Below are 18,680 nucleotides of genomic sequence, written 5' to 3'. Positions count from 1 at the left end.
GTTGTGGCACAGGATTATACTGTTGAACAATTAAACTATGGGCGTAAAGTCATTGACTTTATGCGCTGGGACAACGTTGCCTTTACTATTTCGTTGCTGCTGTTGGTCGCGTCCGTCGTTACGATGGCAACCCGCGGGTTTAACTGGGGGCTTGATTTTACCGGTGGTACGGTAATTGAAATCAATCTGAGTAAGCCCGCCGATCTGGACAAAATGCGTGAAAGTCTGGCGAAAAATGGTTTTGCCGATCCGCTTCTGCAAAACTTTGGCAGCAGCCGTGATGTCATGGTTCGGATGCCACCAGTGACAGGTAACGCAGGTCAGGAGTTGGGTCATAAAATCATCTCGGTTATTAACGCGGATATTGATAAAGACGCAGTTGTTAAGCGGGTTGAATTTGTTGGTCCGAGTGTGGGAAGCGAATTAGCACAGACTGGCGCAATGGCGTTGCTGGTGGCGCTGATCTGTATCCTGATTTATGTCGGGTTCCGTTTTGAGTGGCGTCTGGCGCTGGGTGCGGTTATCGCACTGGCTCATGACGTTATCATTACGTTAGGCATACTGTCGTTGTTCCATATTGAAATTGACCTGACCATCGTTGCATCGTTGATGTCTGTTATCGGTTATTCACTGAATGACAGTATTGTGGTTTCGGATCGTATCCGTGAGAACTTCCGTAAAATACGTCGTGGTACATCGTATGAAATTACGAATGTTTCTCTGACTCAAACCCTGAGTCGTACGATCATGACTTCTGCAACAACACTGTTGGTGGTGGTGATGCTTTATATTTTCGGTGGCGAAATGCTGAAAGGCTTCTCACTGGCGATGTTAATCGGGGTTTCCATCGGTACGGCATCTTCCATTTATGTTGCTTCTGCACTGGCATTGAAACTGGGTATGAAGCGTGAGCATATGATTGTGCAGAAAGTGGAGAAAGAAGGGGCAGACCAGCCATCTATTCTTCCCTAATTAATTTTCTGTATGTAATTACATTGCTTTTAATGACATAAACAGTCTTATCTAAACACCCTGTAAGTGCTCACTTACAGGGTGTTTTTCATTATCACTTCAGGGTAAACTGTCTTCCTGTTCGGTTAACTGTCAGGAAACAATATGCATTGCCCATTTTGCGCAGCCGTTGATACTAAAGTTATTGATTCCCGTCTGGTAGGGGATGGCTCACAAGTGCGCCGCCGCCGTCAGTGTCTCGAATGTCATGAACGATTCACCACATTTGAAATTGCAGAACTGGTTATGCCCAGAGTGATTAAAAGTGATGATATTCGAGAGCCTTTCGACGAAGAAAAATTGCGTCGTGGTATGCAGAAGGCACTGGAAAAGCGGCCTGTCAGCTCCGATGATGTGGAAACAGCAATTAGCCACATTAAATCTCAGGTTAGGGCGACGGGAGAGCGTGAAATCCCGTCTAAAATGATTGGAAATTTTGTGATGGATGCACTGAAAAAGCTCGATAAAGTGGCTTATATCCGTTTTGCATCTGTCTACCGTAGTTTTGAAGATATCCGGGAATTTGGCGAAGAGATCGCCAGACTACAAGACTAGAGGCTGTTATATGACTCTTGATGAAACATATATGTCCCGTGCGCTGGAACTGGCATATCAGGGGCGTTTTACCACATCGCCGAATCCGAATGTGGGTTGTGTGATTGTAAAGGATGACCAGATAGTCGGAGAAGGTTTTCATTTACGGGCGGGAGAGCCTCATGCCGAAGTTCATGCGCTTCGTATGGCCGGTGAAAAAGCAAAGGGAGCAACCGCTTATGTTACTCTTGAGCCATGCAGTCACCACGGTAAAACCCCACCTTGTTCTGATGCCCTGATTGAAGCAGGTATCAGCCGCGTTGTAGTGGCAATGCAGGACCCGAATCCACAAGTTGCCGGACGCGGTTTATATAAATTACAGCAGGCAGGTATTTTGGTTGAGCATGGTTTAATGATGGAACAGGCAGAAATGCTGAATAAAGGGTTTCTCAAACGCATGCGCACCGGGTTCCCTTATCTGCAACTGAAACTGGGGGCATCACTGGACGGTCGTACCGCGCTGGCATCAGGTGAAAGTAAATGGATCACTTCCCCAATAGCGCGGCAGGATGTACAGAAACTGCGGGCACAATGTAGCGCCATCCTGAGTTCCAGTGCGACGGTACTGGCGGATGACCCGTCACTGACAGTCCGTTGGAATGAGCTGGATGCAGAAACACAGGCCGTTTATCCGCAGGAATCTTTACGTCAGCCTGTTCGTGTGATTGTTGACAGTAAACAACGGGTAACGCCACAGCATCAGGTCGTTCAACAAGCCGGTCAATGTTGGTTAGCACATACTGACTTAGAATCTTCTGATGGCGTAAATTGCTCTGATAAAAATGAACAACAGTGGCCGGATCATATAGAAAAAATATTACTTCCGGCACACGGTACAGGTGTTGATTTAGTTCTGCTAATGATGCAGCTTGGTAAACGCCAGATAAATTCAGTCTGGGCTGAATGCGGGCCAACGCTGGCGGGAGCGTTATTATCTCTGGGGCTGGTAGATGAGCTTATTCTCTATATCGCGCCGAAAGTATTAGGAAATGGTGCTCGCGGGTTATTTGCCATCCCTGAACTGCAAAAATTATCAGATGCACCTGAATTCACTCTGATAGATGTAAAACAGATTGGTCCTGATATCCGTCTGCGTTTCAAACCGCTCTGATTTAAGTTTGAACATAAATCAAGACGCAGAGAAAAAGAATGTGATAAGATCCGCGCCCCTGCGGATATGAATAAGATATAAGGAAGGCTATGAACGTAATCAAAGGTGTTGTTGCAGCTCCTGAAGCCCGCATCGCTATTGCGATTGCCCGCTTTAACAACTTCATTAATGACAGCCTGTTGGAAGGGGCCTTGGATGCGCTGGAACGCATCGGTCAGGTTTCTTCGGACAATATCACCGTAGTATGGGTTCCGGGGGCTTATGAATTGCCATTGACAGTTAAGGCGCTGGCTGAGTCCGAAAAATATGATGCGGTTATCGCTTTGGGTACTGTTATCCGTGGCGGTACAGCCCACTTTGAATATGTTGCTGGCGAGTGTAGTTCTGGCCTGTCCAGCGTAGCAATGTCGAGCAATATTCCTGTCACATTTGGTGTTCTGACAACTGAAAATATTGAACAGGCGATTGAACGCGCTGGTACTAAAGCGGGTAATAAAGGCGCTGAAGCTGCCTTAACCGCATTGGAAATGATTAATGTAATTAAAGCCATTAAGGCTTAAGTTTTAGTTTTAATTAAGGGGAATTTTGTGAAACCTGCTGCTCGTCGTCGTGCTCGTGAGTGTGCTGTTCAGGCAATTTATTCATGGCAATTATCCAAAAACAGCATCGCAGATGTTGAATTGCAGTTTCTGTCAGAGCAGGACGTAAACGGTGTTGATGTCACCTATTTCCGTGAATTGCTGTCCGGGGTAGCGGTCAATGCGACAAAATTGGATGCCTTGATGGCTCCTTATCTTTCCCGCCAGCTCGAAGAGTTGGGTCAGGTGGAAAAAGCTATCTTGCGCGTTGCGATGTTTGAACTAAGCTTTCGTGATGATGTCCCCTACAAAGTGGCTATCAATGAAGGTATTGAACTGGCGAAAACGTTCGGTGCTGAAGACAGCCATAAATTCGTGAACGGGGTATTGGACAAAGCTGGCCCGGTAGCACGCAAAAAAAAGTGATTGCCCGCCAATAGCCCCTATTATAACGCGATGATTTTACACATGAGGCCGGTTTTCCGGCCTCATGTTCTCATCGTCAGTCATTTTTTGGAATTCTATTATGGCATGTGGTGAATTTGACCTCATTGCACGTTATTTCAATCGCCATGTTATCCGCAGACGTGATGTGAATCTGGGGATTGGCGATGATTGTGCACTGATGACCGTTGCAGAAAAACAAGAACTGGCAGTGACAACAGATACATTAGTTTCTGGTGTTCATTTTCTTCCTGATATTGCTCCGGAAGATTTGGCTTATAAAGCACTGGCTGTCAACATTAGTGATTTGGCTGCTGTCGGAGCAGACCCAGCCTGGGCATCATTAGCTCTGACCCTGCCTTCTGTCCATGAGGATTGGCTCAAGCGGTTCAGTGACAGTCTGTTTGAACAACTGAACTATTACGGAATGCAGTTAATTGGCGGAGACACCACCAAAGGTCCGATGAGTCTGACCTTGACGGTACATGGTCTGGTTCCGGCTGGCAGAGCACTACGTCGTACCGGTGCTAAAAATGGTGACTGGATCTATGTAACAGGAACTTTGGGCGATAGCGCGGCAGGGCTGGCTTTGTTGCAGGATCGTCTGAAAATAGAAGAAACATCGATCCGCAACTGGCTGGTTAAACGCCATCTTCGTCCACAGCCTCGGGTCTTGCAGGGGCAGGCACTGCGTGACTTAGCTTCATCTGCAATTGATCTATCCGATGGGCTGATTTCTGATTTGAACCATATTCTGACTGCCAGCCAATGTGGTGCACGCATTAATCTTGATGCTCTGCCTTATTCTGAAGCAGTGCAGAAATATGCAACGGCAGAACAGGCATTAAGCTGGGCATTGAGCGGTGGTGAAGATTATGAGCTGTGCTTTACTGTGCCGGAGCTTAATCGTGGTGCATTAAATATGGCATTGGCACACACAGGCGCCAGTTTCTGTTGTATCGGCCAAATCAGACCAGAATCAGAAGGCATCCGCTACTTTAATAATGATGAAGAAATTGAGCTGGATCTGAAAGGGTTTGATCATTTCAGTACGGAGAAAAAACCGCAGGAAGCTCACTATACATCAGAACATGCAGAGGATGATCAGACGGAGGGGACGCATGGATGATGCAAAACGCCGCCTGAGGATGAGCAATCCGTGGCATTTGTTGGCTACTGGGTTCGGTAGCGGATTATCACCGATAATGCCGGGCACAATGGGCTCTGTGGCGGCTATTCCATTCTGGTTACTGCTGGTACAGTTACCGCAATGGGGAATTTGGCTGGCTATTCTGCTAGGCACAATAATCGGTTGTGTGATTTGCCAGAAAGCTGCCGATGCTATGCAGGTAGAAGATCCCGGCGCTGTGGTCTGGGATGAATTTATCGGTATGTGGATTACTTTAATGGCAATACCTGTTCTCAACTGGCAATGGGTTTTAACCGCTTTTGTGGTATTCCGTATTTTTGATATGTGGAAACCATGGCCGATCCGCTGGTTTGATAGTTATGTCAAAGGTGGGATTGGTATTATGCTGGATGACATTATCGCGGCAATTTTTGCGGTCATTGTTATCTGGTCGCTGAACTTTTATCAATTGTTACCTTTTTGAATATCTTATCTTAATTTGTATTGTTGATAAATAAGCCACTGTATACAGTGGCTTATTTATTTCTATACTCATCTTTTATCAAGTTGATTTTTTATTTCTCATATATAATCTGTTATTTTTTGTTTGATGGTTTTCTATTTTGAAAGCCTGCTTTTTATATGAAGAAAGTAGTAAAAAATAAGTTTGCAAAAAATAAAATCAGCATCATAAATAATGATAATAAGAGAAAATAGACGTTCATTGACTTTAATAGAGATGTATATATGATTTTTTTGGTTAAACCAAAACCACAGCAACTAATTTATTATTCTTTTTTCCTTTGGTTATGGTTTTGACGATTGATTTTAATATTTGAAAATATTACTTATATCAATTTTAAAATATATTCATTCATCTAGGAGTCGGTTATTTATGAAGTGGCATGTTACAGAAGCATCAGAAATAAATAATGACATTATCTATGGAAGAGAAATTAACATTGGTGCTGGGTTTGGGCCAACAGGCATTCCCCATATAGGTACGCTTTGTGAAATAATTCGTACTAACTTAGTTAAAAAAGAGCTAAGTAAGCTTGGTAGAAATGTTAATTTTTATCTTATTTCAGACGATTTAGATCCTTTTAGAAAAATACCATCTAATATACCAAACCCAGAAAGGTTAATAGATTATTTAGGGATGCCTATAAACAAAGTGCCAGATCCATTCGGGGTTTATTCTTCATTTTCAGAAATGGCAGAGATGCGATTACTTGAACTTACGGAAGAATATGGCATAGAGTGTAACATAATCAAAAATTCTCTGGCTTATGAAAAAGGCGACTATAACGAATCAATTAAGTTGTTCTTAAAAAATTTTTCCACTATAAATCAAATATGCAAGGATTCTACCGGTTTTTTAAGGCAAAGAACATATAACATTATAATGCCTATCTCTGAAATTACCGGAAAAGTGCTTGAACATATCGTTATTACCGATGTAGATCCGAATAAAGGGGAGATAAGCTATTATATCCCCTCAGATGAGATAGTGAACAAACCAGGATATGAATATGGTGTAGAACTTAAAGAACTTTATTGTGGTGAAATATTTGACCAAGAGAAAAAAATTTCAGTATTAAACGGTAAATCTAAGCTTCAATGGAAAGCAGACTGGAGTATGCGTCTGCTACACAGGAATATTCATTTTGAGATGCATGGGGAAGACCTGACTGATTCAGCTAAAGTTGTTAATCAGATTTTCAGAGCGTTAAATCAGCCTGCTCCACGTCTTTACCGATATGGGCTTTTTCTTGACTCTTCTGGTAAAAAGATATCTAAGTCAAAAGGCAATGGATTTTCTTTGAATGATGCTAAAAACCTTCTTACACAAGATGCTATCCAGATTTATTTGTCAAAAGACCCTAAAAAGGCAAGTAAATTTTATATAGAGCAATCACCTAGATTAAATGATCAAGTTAATATTTCGAAAAATAATAAAAAACGTCTCTCTTTTTTAAAAATTTCCAGAATACTAAAAGCTGCAAAACCTGCCAGTCTGACATCAGCAATGAAATTTCTTGATCTATACCGAAGAGATGGAGAAGTGATATCAGAGGAAGAATTGAAAATAAGTTATAATTATTATTTTAAAACCAATAAAAATAATAATTTAGGTTTAGTGTCAGTTGAAGAAGAGCAGTACTTTTCTGCTGTTGCAAGTTTTATGGAAAAAGGAAAGTGTTTTTATAAAGAGGAAGTGTTTAACTTTATACTTAATACCTTTAAAGATCATTTTCCAGAAAGAGAGACTGCCAAAGTATGGAATCTGCTATATAGAGGATTATTTGGTGATAAATGTGGACCCAGAATTGAAACATGGCTGGAGTTAAATGACAGTAAAGATATTATTAATTTTTTTAATAATCCACATAAGCAGAAAGAAATCAATAAACCACAAGAAAGTGAGAATGTTAAAAAGGAATTCTCTATTGTAAAAGAGATAGATATAAATCAAGGGCTACATATGACTAAGTTATTTGGTAAGATTGATTTTAATCAAGTGAAACAAAAATGTAGTGAACTATCCTGTGAATTGAAAAAACGGAGTAGTGGATTAATTGATGCACTCTCTGGATATCAGTGTAAAATTGTCACGGAAGATGAAATTTTACGTTCGGTAGATCTCCTGGAGAATATTGGAAAAAATGAACAATATTTCCAACAAAAAATCTACGGAATTACATCTTTTCTTCCATTGAATCAGCCTATTTACGCTTCTGTCTGTTTTGGTTTTATTCCGTCTCTTATGGCTGAAAATGTTTGTATTCGTCCACCTACCGCGATGCATACTCATTATAAAAAATTTGAGAATGTCATTGAACTATCAAAAATATCTGAGTCATTATCAATTTCCTATGAAGATAAAGAATTATTTTTAAGCCAAAGAGTAAAAATAACTGATGCTGTTATTTTTACAGGAACCCCGGAAAATGCCGTTAAGGTTAGAAAACACTTTAGAAAAAATACCTTATTTATTTTGAATGGTGCTGGACATAATCCTCTTGTTGTATCAAAAGATGCGAGTATCGATTTAGCTATCGAAAGTGCTAAACGGGTTGTACTTTACAATCAGGGGCAGGATTGCGCTGGGCCGAACTCAATATTGGTTCACAATGATGTATATGATTCATTCAGAGATAAATTAATTTCTAGCTTAAAAGAAATTGAAGGTAAAGTAGGTAGCTACTCTGACTATGATAATATAGTAGGCCCTAATAGTGATATTGACCACAGTATAAAAATTGCAGATTTATTTAAAATAAACCGCAGTTATTGTACCTATGGTGGAGAAATAAATCCTATAGATGGCATGATAAAGCCGACCGTGTTTGAAAAACCAGTTTCTTTAGGTGGTAATTATAAAGAGTTTTTTGCACCCGTGTTCTTTTTGCAAAAGTATTATTCAGATCAAGAACTGGCAGACTATTTTACTCATCCAAGCTATTCTGCTAATGCTATGTATATTTCTTTGTTTGGTACAAGCGATTACATTAGCTATCAGTTAAATAAGAAGTTACACTTGCCGGATAGTATTCTCCATGATACAGATCTACATTTGGAAGAGCATGGTTATCTTCCATATGGTGGGCAAGGCCCGGCGGCATCATGCCTCTGGTACGATGGTGTCAGGATTAACGGAAGTACACTGCCCCAAAGGGATATATATCAATATTTGGTTGAACCACACAACGGGTAAAAAATAAAAATGACTGCCAGTTTTAATAAATCATATATGATGTCCATTATATTGAGTGCGTCTCTCGTAGGATTAGCGATGGGATATACATTACCAATGGTCAGTTTAAAGCTGGCAGGGCAAAACCACACTACAATTATTATGGGAATAGTATCTGCTCTTCCGGCAGTAGGAATGCTTATTTCCGCCATGTTAACACCAATACTTACACGTTCATTTAATTTAAATAATTTATTGAGTTTTATTTTATTATTACTGGCCGTTTCTACTTTTTTTTCTGCTTACTTAAACCAAGTGTATTTTCTTATTATTCCTCGATTCTTAATGGGGTTTGCTTGTGGTGTCATTGTCGTTATTGGGGAATCCTGGATTAGCGATAATACCCATGATAAACATAAAGGAACCCTACTGGGGTTATACGCTTCAGTATTTACAGGGTGCCAATTACTGGGGCCATTATTGATTTCTATCGTTGGTATTGTCTCGTTGGTTCCTTCAATTTTATTGGGCTTGCTTTCTCTTCTTTGTGTTGTACTTATATTCATTAATCCTTCTGTATCGCTATCAAAACAGACCGAACAAGGTGAAAAAATAAGATACTCTGTCTGGCCTATAGTTATGTCTGTTCCTTGCCTTATGATTGGTGTTTTTTGTTTTTCTTTTTTTGATGCAACGACATTATCCATGTTTCCGTTATATGGTTTGTCATTAGGGCTACCTGAAAAAATTACCATTACCCTGATAACGGTGATTTTTTTAGGCGATGCAATTTTCCAGATTCCTATAGGATGGCTGGCAGATAAAACTAATCACCAGAGGATGCACCTCATTTGTGGTGTAGTTTTCATCCTCTCCTTACTGGCACTTCCCTTTACTGTAAATTCTGTCTTTTTATGGATTGATGTCATCATTATGGGGGCATTTGGTGGTGGAATTTATACCTTATCACTGGTGAGAGCCGGGAGAAAATATTCGGGGCAGACACTAATTACCATCAATTCCCTATTTGGCATAATTTGGGGGATAGGTAGTCTTACAGGGCCTTTAATGACTGGGGTTGCAATGGATCTATTTGATGAAAAAGGATTCATTATTATTCTTGTCTTGGTTGGGTTAATGTTTGTGTTTTCGCCTTTAATACCGAAAAAGCCATTCGTTCCGCATCAGGAATGAAAGATCAATTTATCGATTGTTCGAAACGGTTCAATCTACTCAATAGATTCTATGGATTTCAAGTTGCGGCTCACAAAACTGCAACTTGAAATCCATTGTGTATAGGTCGATAGACTTAATGTGTCGCTCCACCTGTCACAACAATATCTGATTTATTATTCCAAGCCACTTCAATCGCTGTTCTTAGCGCAATAGTCATGCTTTCCAGCGACATACTCGGCATATTCTCATGCTCTACAGCCTGTTCTGGTAAATAAGGAACATGAATAAATCCTCCGCGAGCAGCAGGATATTTTTGTGCAAGATAATGTAACAGGCCATACATCACATGGTTACAGACAAAAGTACCGGCTGTTTGGGAAACTGCCGCAGGAATGCCAGCTATATTCAGTGCGTTGACCATCGCTTTGATGGGCAAGCTGGAAAAATATGCGGCAGGACCCTCGGCGATAACGGGTGTATCGATCGGCTGTTTACCCGCATTATCAGCAATTCTTGCATCGTTGATATTGATGGCGACCCGCTCTACGGTAATATCCTGCCTGCCACCGGCTAATCCAACGGAAATCACCAGCTCCGGCTGGTAATCATCAATAAGAGTGTAAAGCTGCGTCAGTGATGTATCGAAGATGCAGGGGAGTTGATGAACTTTAATATGTGCATCAGCAATTCGGCTGTTTTGTAGCGGCTTTATAGCCTCCCATGAAGGATTGATGGCATCACCCCCGAAAGGCTCAAAAGCAGTGACTAAAATTGTTTTCATCGCTGTTTCCATTCATTGTTTCGTCAGAACATCAGAAAATAGAGTAAAAAAACATTGGCAATCAGCAAGGTACATCCCGTAGGGAGCTGTGCTTTAATCACTGCGTTTCGATCTGGTAATTCTAATAATGCGGCAGGAACCAGATTAAAATTTGCTGCCATCGGTGTCATCAGTGTTCCGCAATAGCCAGAAAACATGCCGATTGCTGCCATGACGGCCGGATTACCGCCATGTTGTAGTACAAGGATAGGAATCCCAATTCCGGCAGTTACGATAGGGAATGCAGCGAAAGCATTTCCCATAATCATGGTTAATAGCGCCATACAAAAGACATAAGCCATTACTGCGATAACCCGGTTATCAACAGCCAGATAACTCTCTGTCAGATAAGAGATAACCGTACCCACTCCCGCAGCGGTAAACAGTAACCCAAGCGTTGCCAGAATTTGTGGCAGGATGAATACACAGCCAATAGCGTCCAGTAACCGACGTGTTTCCTGCATAGGCTGTATAATTTTCTCGCGAGTGATACAGATAGCGATTACCAGTGCGATAAGACACCCAAGCGTGATGGAGAATAGAGTGGCCAGTGTTGTATTATTGCCTTCGCCAAAAACTGTGCGCTCTAATCCGGGAATATGGTTAAACGCAAGAACGCCCAGCATAGTGATGATGGGAATAAGCAGCGCAGGTAAAAATAGCCGATTACCGAGGCGGGTTGCACTTTTCTGTCGTTGCTCTGGTGTTGGCTGATGATAATTACCCAAACGCACGCCTCCAAAACCAGCAAGCAGTGCCATCACAAGCACTAAAATTCCTACTCCGATATGTACAGCTTTTATTGAAAGAGCTTCATTACCGGTCCAGCGTTCTGCCAAACGATAACTCCAGTTTCCCAGCAGAAAAATAAAGCCATAAAGCCCCCAGAATAGCCCGGTAGTCAAACGGCGGGGATTGGCTTTATCGCGCCAGGACATTACCGCCACAATAAGCAGAATGATGCCTGCCAAATAATAAAGATACTGTAACTGAAACATTATATTGCCCCCTTATCTGCCTGCTTTTTATGGCTCAGGGAAGCAATTTCTTTGGCGAGCCTGCTATCCAACCGATATAGCCGGACTGAGTGAATTAAAAAAGCACAAATCGCAGTCGGAATTCCCCACAGGGCAATGTGCAGAGGTTGTGTTTCGATACCAGCGGAGTTCAGCATAAAGTTATGCATAAAAATAATGGCACCAAACGCAACAAAAATGTCTTCCCCAAAAAATAAACCGGTATTATCTGTTGCGGCGGACATAGCACGGATGCGGTAGCGAACATGTTTTGGTAAGTCCCCATACTGATTTTCGGCTGCTCCTTCAGCCATCGGTGCCAATAATGGGCGAACCATTTGTGGATGCCCGCCCAGACTGATTAAACCCAGAGCGGCAGAAACTTCGCGTATAAACAGGTAGACAATCAGTAAACGCCCGGTTGTAGCACTTTTTATATGAGCAATGGCACGTTGAGCCTGCTCTTTTAAACCATGCCTTTCCAGCAGGCCGATGATGACTAAAGGCAGCAGAATGGTCAGTGATAAGTTCATTGTATTAAGAAAGCCAGAGCCGAGTTTTTCCAGAATATCGAGAATCGGCATATGGGCAGCTAACCCAGTGACTAATCCTGCAATTGTTACAACCAGAACAGGGTTAAACTTGATAATAAAACCAATAATGATGACTGCAATCCCGATTAAGGGCCAAAAATTGACAGTATTCTGCATAGCTTACTTCCTCTTCTGGATAAATGAGGTGTTTTATTGTTGATCTTATTTTTATTAATTGTTGGATTATTGTTTTATTGTTGTTGAACAATAAATAAGTTACGAACAAAGAATGATCAATTTAAATCTGTGTTTGATTTAAAAACTGGAATACAGATCACTGATTGGATGAAATTTTTATTGAAGTTATTTGGAAATGAAAAGAAGATAAAACCGATATTTTTAGCACCATTTGTAGAGTTATATGGCGTTAAAAATATCGGTTTTAATTGAAAATACTTTCACAGTAACTGAGATGATAATTTATATGTGAATATTATCAATGATTGATAATCAAGATAATATACGACTTCCGCGCTGTAAGAATTTTTCTGGTACATAAAGGTCGAAATTATTCAATCGGCAGTATTCTTCTAATTGCTGAGCAGAGCTGACTCCAACCTTTTTATATATTTGTGCAGTATAGTTTTCAACGGTGCGATAGGAGATATTTAATATCCTGCCGATCTGTTTGCTGGTGTATTTATGCAAAGAGAGGAAAATCACATCCCATTCTCGTTGAGTGAACAAGTCAGTTGGAGGCTGAAACATAATGGAGGCAGGAAGCTTACCATGATACAGGCGAGTCAAAGAATAATCCTGAGCTTTCCACAAGTGATATATAATCCCTATACAGTCGCCATTGTCATGATAAATAGGAGATTTTTCACAGAAGTAAGACGATAATGATTTTGTTTCCCCCCAAATATGTGTTTCAAGCGAAACATAGGATTTTTCTTCTTTCATGACTTTCTGATCATGATGGATATAGGCTTCTGCAAATTCAGCACCATCCCAGGGAAGTTCATGATCATAAAGCCCTTCAAAATCAAAGGAATCTGAAAATCCCTTAATCGTATTCAATGCCTTATTACCATAGATAAAACACGAATTGATATCCTTGATCCCCCACGGCTCATTACTTGCTGCTAGTGTGTTAATTATTTGAGGTGAAATAATCGACTTCTTACTCATATCAATATTCCTTCATTATTTCTGATTAATATAATTATCTCAGTTTTCTGCTACTATCAGTTTTTGTGACTAATAGCGATAAGCCTATCAGGGATTTTTGAGTCAACATTATGTTATTTATGAGATTATTTCAAATCTACATTTCTCGGAAATTGCATTTATTATGCGAATGTAAAATATTAATAACTAAACTATATTCAGTAAATTATTTTCAATTGTAATATTACCGATTATAAATGGAATTGAGTAAAGTATTTTATACGCTTCCAACGTTTCCAAAAATGAATAGAATTATTGAGAGTTTTATTTTATTGCCAGCCCCAGGGAAGTTTATAAGTTAATATAATAAGTAGATGAATTAAATTAATTTCCGCGTATTTTTACAGATCACTAATAGTCGAAGCTGCCCACCATGATCCCGGCGTTGGACTATATGCTAGCGCTGGGTAATCTGATTAAAATCAGGCAAGTTCACGTTGACCTTCCTGATTATTTGATGAATCTTCCGGTATGATTTTTGCTATACCAAAACCAGTAAAACCATAAATGAGTGCTAAAAAGACAGCTGAATAGCACTGGATTGCCCAAGGCAGTAAATCGAGGGTACTGACGCCTAATGTTGTTGCCATATAAATACCGGCAGAAGTCCAAGGGAGCAGAGGCTCAATAACGGTGCAGCCATCTTCTATTGTTCGGGACAGATTTTTATTATCCAGTCCCATCCGTTGATAAGCCCCTTTGAATAGTTCTGCCGGAATAAGCAATGCCAGCTTTCCATCACAGGTTGTACCTGTTACCAGAATGGTTGTAGCTAAGGTTGTAGCGATGAGTTGTCCGGTAGTATGGACTGCCTGTAGAAGCCAGTTAATGATGATAGTCAGGGAACCGGTGAGGGTTAATACACCAGCAAATGAGAATGCACAAAATATCAGCAAGATGGTTTCCATCATGGAAGACATACCACCGCGATTAAGCAGGCGGGGAATATCGCCAACGATCCCGGCGAAATTATCTCCTCGCTCAGAAAATATGGAGAGATTGAAACCATCAATTAATGAATTAAGTCCCTGCTTGATTGTAAATCCCTGAAGCCCCACACCGATTATAATTGCCAATATAGAAGCAGCCAGCATAACGGGTATTATCGGACGTTTGGTCACCGCTCCCCATACAACGAGTATTGGTGGCAAAATAAGAAATAGATTGAAATGATATAGACTTTCAAGAGACTGAATAATTTGCGTGATTTTTTCAGGTGTTGCTGTGTTATCCGTCAAGCTCGTATGACCGGTAATAAAATAGACAATCGTTGCTAAAACGAAGCTCGGAATAGTGGTATACATTAAATGCTTAATATGGCCGTAAAGATCGGTGTCGGCAACAACTGCTGCAAAATTTGTTGAGTCAGATAATGGTGACATTTTATCACCGAAATAAGCACCTGAAACTACTGCCCCTGCTGTAGCAGCTAATGAAACATCGAGACTGTCGGCTACTCCCATTAACGCGACGCCCACTGTTCCCGCAGAGCCCCATGATGTTCCGGTACAAACAGAAATAACACTGGTAATAAAGAATGCGGCGATAAGGATATACTGAGGGCTAATGAGCTTTAATCCCCAATAAATCATATAAGGTATCGTTCCGCTCAGCATCCAGGTTCCAATTAAGCCCCCGACGCAAATCAGTATCATGATAACTGGTATTGCTTTGGCTAATTTTGCCACTATGGCATCAATAATGTCATCCCAGCGGTAGCCTTGCCAATATGCCAGTAATGCTGCAATTACTGCTGATGTGAGTAATAAGGATTCTATTCGGAGGTTCAGTTGGCCATAACCAATAATTAGTAGCAGAAACATGGCTGCAATGGGCAATATAGCGAGAACCAGATTTAGTTTTTTCTTGTCATCCATCTGAAAATTCCAGTTTTAGGTGGAGTGTTGAAAAAAACTACTCAATCAAAGAAACTGACTCTCTGATGATTAGCTTTCCTGAGAACATATTCATTTGTGGTGGTAGTTCTTTTTTGGCGCTGAGGTCTAATGCCATATTGGCAGCTCGTTGAGCCATTTCTTCAATTGGGTTGTGTATAGTAGTTAAAGGAGGGTAGAGATATTGGGCTGTGACAATATTATCAAATCCAACAATTGACAGTTGTTCGGGGAGCTTAATTTTTCTCCGATGAAAAAACCGCATCATTCCGGCTGCCATAACATCATTAAATGTTATAGCGGCAGTAAATCTTGTACTGCTATTTAAAAGTTTTTCAGCTGCTTGCTCTCCACCTTTTTCGTTAAATGGGGCACTAATAATCCAATCGTTACCTATTGTAATACCTGCATGAGCCATTGCTCTATAATACCCTTCCAGTCGGAGCCTTCTATCATCAATAGGTATATCTGCTGTTATATAAGCAATTTTTCTATGACCATTTTGAATGAGGTAATTGGTAGCTGTCTGAGAAGCACTGATATTATCTAACCAAATACAGCGATTAGCGATAGCCGGAAAATAGCGGTTTATAATGACTAATCCGGGAGTATGGGCAGCATAGCGTAATATATCTGCTTCACTCATTCTGCTGACATACGCAACTATGGCTTCACACCCCTGATTAATTAAAAAATCCAAGGCTGCTTTTTCGAGTTCTGCCTGATGTTTTCCACTACAAACCATCAACTTGGCTTCTTTTTGGCGGGCAACCTTTTCAACTCCGCGAGCTAAAAGGGAGAAAAAAGGATCAGCCCAATTACCAGTTAGTAAGCCCAACATATTCCCACATCTTTTGGCTAATGCCAGTGCAGCTAAATTGCGACGATAATTTAATTCACGCATGGCTTTTTCTACACGTTCACGAGTGCCGGGTTCGACATAAGTTGTATTATTTATAACCCGGCTGACAGTTGCTACAGACACTCCTGCCTGATGCGCTACTTCTTTCATGGTTGCCATGTTTATTCCCAATAGTCCTGTAATGTAAATATCCATCTAAATCATATCTCAATTTATTCATATAATCATGAATGCCTTTGTGGAGTTTATACTCAACGGAATAACGTAGCTTAATACAGAATGTTATGACTGATGGATTTGAAATATTGAGAAGGAATATATTGGTCATAGTTGTTTTTTTCACAAAGTGTTTTTAATTCAATGGTTGAATTAATGCATAGCTTTTCATAGATTACTTTAAAATATCTTTCTAATGTTCGACGCGATATATTTAACTCTTCAGATATTAATTTGTTGTTGACTCCTCGGCAGAATAGAAAAATTATTAGCCATTCTTTTTCTGTCAGAACATTACTGGGAGGATTTAGATTGATAGATGTGGAAATATTTCTTTTAAGATAATTATGCACAGAGAAGTGGTTTATTTCTTTAATATGGCCAATGATACCCATACATTTATTACTTTCACTCATTAGTGGATATTTTTCACAAGAGTAAGGTATTAATTTTTTTGTGTTAGGTTGAAAGTAAGTTCCAATAGACGATATCCGCTGCATAGATTGCAAAACTTTCTGGTCATGATCTTCAAATAAATGAATAAGGTCTCTAAATGGAGTGACTAACTCTCTCTCTGTATAATCTATGATATCAAAACTATCAGGTAGGTTATTTAATTCAATAAATGCTTTGTTTGCATATATAAAACGGAGTTTCTTATCTTTTACAAACCAGGATTCATGACTTTTATCCCATATATTTGTTAACTGAGGGGTGATTTTATTCATATCTAACCTTCAATAATAGTTGGGAAAAAATACTAAAATATATTAGTGATCATTAAGCCATGTTTGGTTGTTATTGGAGGTTAGCGAATTTGATTTAGAGAGAATGTGAGGGATGTTTGCTGTCCATGTAATTGGTTTCATGGAGTTCTTAAATGTGATCTACATAACGTTTTTCTTGAAGATTAGGCGATTAATACTATTAATATTATTATTTATATATTTAGATTTTTCTCTTGTAATTAATTTAACTAAATTAGTTTTGCAATGAAACTAGAGAAACCAGTAAGTTATATTTAGTAAATTAAGAGGAGGAAAAAAGATAACCTTATGTGACTTGCCTCTCATTTCAGATAGTTTTTAAATATCAATAAAAATCAGACTGTATTTTTCTTTTGATATATTCCCGCTACAGTTTATTATTTAGCTTGTTTCTTTTTTAATAAATCATGATAGGGTGCCTTGTTTTATATTGAAAATATTATTCCAATAAGTCGAAATATTAAATTGGCCTTATCTTAAATTAACAAGCTAATCATCTTTCAGGATGAATGGCTGTGTTTTTTATTACATTTTTAATTTACTTAAGGGAAATGGTAATACTCGTAATATGCCGCTTTAAGGAAAAAGGAGTTAGTGGTGAATCCGTTTGAATATTATTATCAGTGGGAACTTGATTACTTAAGGCAGCTTGCAAAAACTGCGCGTGAAGAGAAGCTACATCTTGGTGATGTACTCAGTGGCAGAGATCCTGATGCAGAAAGAGTTAATGAAGGCTTTGCCGCTTTGATGGCGCGTTTGAGCCAGAAAGTCGATGATGCTTTTCCTGAGCTGACGCAACCGTTACTGCAAAAACTACGAGCGCAGCCAATAAAAGGTATTCCAGCCACCAGTATTGTGCAATTTGATGGTGGGGCACAGGGGAGTTTTGCTTTTTCCATACCGGCAGGAACCGAAATTCATACTCATCATCGGCAGCCATTTGTGATGTGTCGTGAATGCCCTATCGAGCCTTTGATATTGGTGTCACGTGAAATTACTTATCAGGTACAGACAACTAAAATTACCTTAACATTTCGTTATATAGGTAAAGATGAAGAGTGGTTGACCCAGCCGATTAATCTGTTCCTGAGTAGTGATGAACAAGTGGCTGATACCTTTATGCTGGGGCTGACACAATATTATGCTGGCGCTGAATTACATCACAATGGGCAGGTTTATAAAGCGCACGGAGATCGGTTTGAACCACGTTCAGGCGCTTCCCGGCTGGTTTTGTCATCAGCTGTAGGAGATAACTGGGCACCGCAGCTTTTGATTGAATCACTCTATCTGCCACACGTTAACCAATTCCTGAATTTGCCTCTGCCAACAATGGCAAAACAGCTAAAATTGGCAGAGCAGCGTGAATTCAGTGTTGTTTTAACATTGAATACAGTGTTGCCGTTATCAGCCGCTCAAATTGAATCCGCATTTCTGCTGAATTGCGCTCCTGTCGTCAACCCTCTCTGTCAGCATAGTTGTCACCCTCATTAACAACGCTGATAGAGAAAAAAATGACACGTATTTCACCTGAACGTAAATCTGCCGCACTGGCTAAATTGCTACCACCGTACAACATGACTGTGACTGCGGTTGCACAAATG

17 protein-coding genes are annotated in these 18,680 nt (G+C 40.1%); 10 read left to right on the top strand and 7 right to left on the bottom strand.

What is annotated here, in order from left to right:
- The first annotated feature begins 3 nt into the window (after positions 1 to 3).
- The 9 genes from secF (at position 4) to Xinn_RS05980 (ending at position 9,758) form a co-directional block, all read left to right on the top strand.
- On the top strand, positions 4 to 972 hold the full coding sequence (gene secF / locus Xinn_RS06020) for a protein translocase subunit SecF (protein ID WP_086954183.1): 969 nt from the start codon (positions 4 to 6) through the stop codon (positions 970 to 972).
- A 144-nt stretch (positions 973 to 1,116) separates the two neighbouring features.
- Entirely contained in the window at positions 1,117 to 1,566 is a 450-nt protein-coding gene (gene nrdR, locus Xinn_RS06015; RefSeq protein WP_086954182.1) for a transcriptional regulator NrdR, read from the top strand.
- Positions 1,567 to 1,576: 10 nt separating this feature from the next.
- Positions 1,577 to 2,716 (top strand): bifunctional diaminohydroxyphosphoribosylaminopyrimidine deaminase/5-amino-6-(5-phosphoribosylamino)uracil reductase RibD, encoded by a 1,140-nt coding sequence (ribD, locus tag Xinn_RS06010; protein WP_086954181.1) that lies wholly within the window; start codon positions 1,577 to 1,579, stop codon positions 2,714 to 2,716.
- 89 nt (positions 2,717 to 2,805) lie between these two features.
- A complete protein-coding gene (ribH, locus tag Xinn_RS06005) occupies positions 2,806 to 3,276 on the top strand; it encodes a 6,7-dimethyl-8-ribityllumazine synthase (RefSeq protein WP_086954180.1) in 471 nt (156 codons plus the stop codon).
- A 27-nt stretch (positions 3,277 to 3,303) separates the two neighbouring features.
- A complete protein-coding gene (gene nusB / locus Xinn_RS06000) occupies positions 3,304 to 3,720 on the top strand; it encodes a transcription antitermination factor NusB (RefSeq protein ID WP_086954179.1) in 417 nt (138 codons plus the stop codon).
- A gap of 100 nt (positions 3,721 to 3,820) precedes the next feature.
- Entirely contained in the window at positions 3,821 to 4,867 is a 1,047-nt protein-coding gene (gene thiL, locus Xinn_RS05995; protein ID WP_086954178.1) for a thiamine-phosphate kinase, read from the top strand.
- Complete coding sequence (pgpA, locus tag Xinn_RS05990; protein WP_086954177.1) at positions 4,860 to 5,351, top strand: phosphatidylglycerophosphatase A; 492 nt, start codon at positions 4,860 to 4,862, stop codon at positions 5,349 to 5,351. The genes thiL and pgpA overlap by 8 nt, the downstream gene beginning before the upstream one ends.
- 411 nt (positions 5,352 to 5,762) lie before the next feature.
- Positions 5,763 to 8,585: an aldehyde dehydrogenase family protein gene (locus Xinn_RS05985; protein WP_086954176.1), complete on the top strand. Its 2,823-nt coding sequence runs from the start codon at positions 5,763 to 5,765 to the stop codon at positions 8,583 to 8,585.
- A gap of 9 nt (positions 8,586 to 8,594) precedes the next feature.
- Complete coding sequence (locus Xinn_RS05980; protein WP_086954175.1) at positions 8,595 to 9,758, top strand: MFS transporter; 1,164 nt, start codon at positions 8,595 to 8,597, stop codon at positions 9,756 to 9,758.
- A 115-nt stretch (positions 9,759 to 9,873) separates the two neighbouring features.
- Here Xinn_RS05980 and pcp read toward each other — a convergent pair whose 3' ends face one another.
- The 7 genes from pcp to Xinn_RS05945 all read right to left on the bottom strand — a co-directional run bounded on the left by pcp (position 9,874) and on the right by Xinn_RS05945 (position 17,040).
- Complete coding sequence (pcp, locus tag Xinn_RS05975; protein ID WP_086954174.1) at positions 9,874 to 10,521, bottom strand: pyroglutamyl-peptidase I; 648 nt, start codon at positions 10,519 to 10,521, stop codon at positions 9,874 to 9,876.
- Between the two features lie 23 nt (positions 10,522 to 10,544).
- Positions 10,545 to 11,561, bottom strand: coding sequence for a DUF979 domain-containing protein (locus Xinn_RS05970; RefSeq protein ID WP_186435695.1), 1,017 nt, complete (start codon positions 11,559 to 11,561; stop codon positions 10,545 to 10,547).
- A complete protein-coding gene (locus tag Xinn_RS05965; RefSeq protein ID WP_086954172.1) occupies positions 11,558 to 12,286 on the bottom strand; it encodes a DUF969 domain-containing protein in 729 nt (242 codons plus the stop codon). The genes Xinn_RS05970 and Xinn_RS05965 overlap by 4 nt, the downstream gene beginning before the upstream one ends.
- Positions 12,287 to 12,619: 333 nt before the next feature.
- Entirely contained in the window at positions 12,620 to 13,300 is a 681-nt protein-coding gene (locus Xinn_RS05960; protein WP_086954171.1) for a helix-turn-helix transcriptional regulator, read from the bottom strand.
- 461 nt (positions 13,301 to 13,761) lie between these two features.
- A complete protein-coding gene (gene nhaC, locus Xinn_RS05955; protein ID WP_086954170.1) occupies positions 13,762 to 15,216 on the bottom strand; it encodes a Na+/H+ antiporter NhaC in 1,455 nt (484 codons plus the stop codon).
- A 37-nt stretch (positions 15,217 to 15,253) separates the two neighbouring features.
- Positions 15,254 to 16,255 (bottom strand): LacI family DNA-binding transcriptional regulator, encoded by a 1,002-nt coding sequence (locus tag Xinn_RS05950; protein ID WP_086954169.1) that lies wholly within the window; start codon positions 16,253 to 16,255, stop codon positions 15,254 to 15,256.
- A 110-nt stretch (positions 16,256 to 16,365) separates the two neighbouring features.
- Entirely contained in the window at positions 16,366 to 17,040 is a 675-nt protein-coding gene (locus tag Xinn_RS05945) for a helix-turn-helix transcriptional regulator (protein WP_086954168.1), read from the bottom strand.
- 636 nt (positions 17,041 to 17,676) lie between these two features.
- On the opposite strand from Xinn_RS05945, the gene Xinn_RS05940 reads away from it, so the two are divergent.
- A complete protein-coding gene (locus Xinn_RS05940; protein WP_099137619.1) occupies positions 17,677 to 18,570 on the top strand; it encodes a type VI secretion system baseplate subunit TssF in 894 nt (297 codons plus the stop codon).
- Positions 18,571 to 18,680: the final 110 nt, after the last annotated feature.

Origin of the sequence: Xenorhabdus innexi, assembly GCF_002632485.1 — a bacterium.
In the GTDB taxonomy this organism is placed as follows: Bacteria; Pseudomonadota; Gammaproteobacteria; order Enterobacterales; family Enterobacteriaceae; genus Xenorhabdus; species Xenorhabdus innexi.
This window is presented reverse-complemented; position numbering and strand designations above follow the sequence as displayed.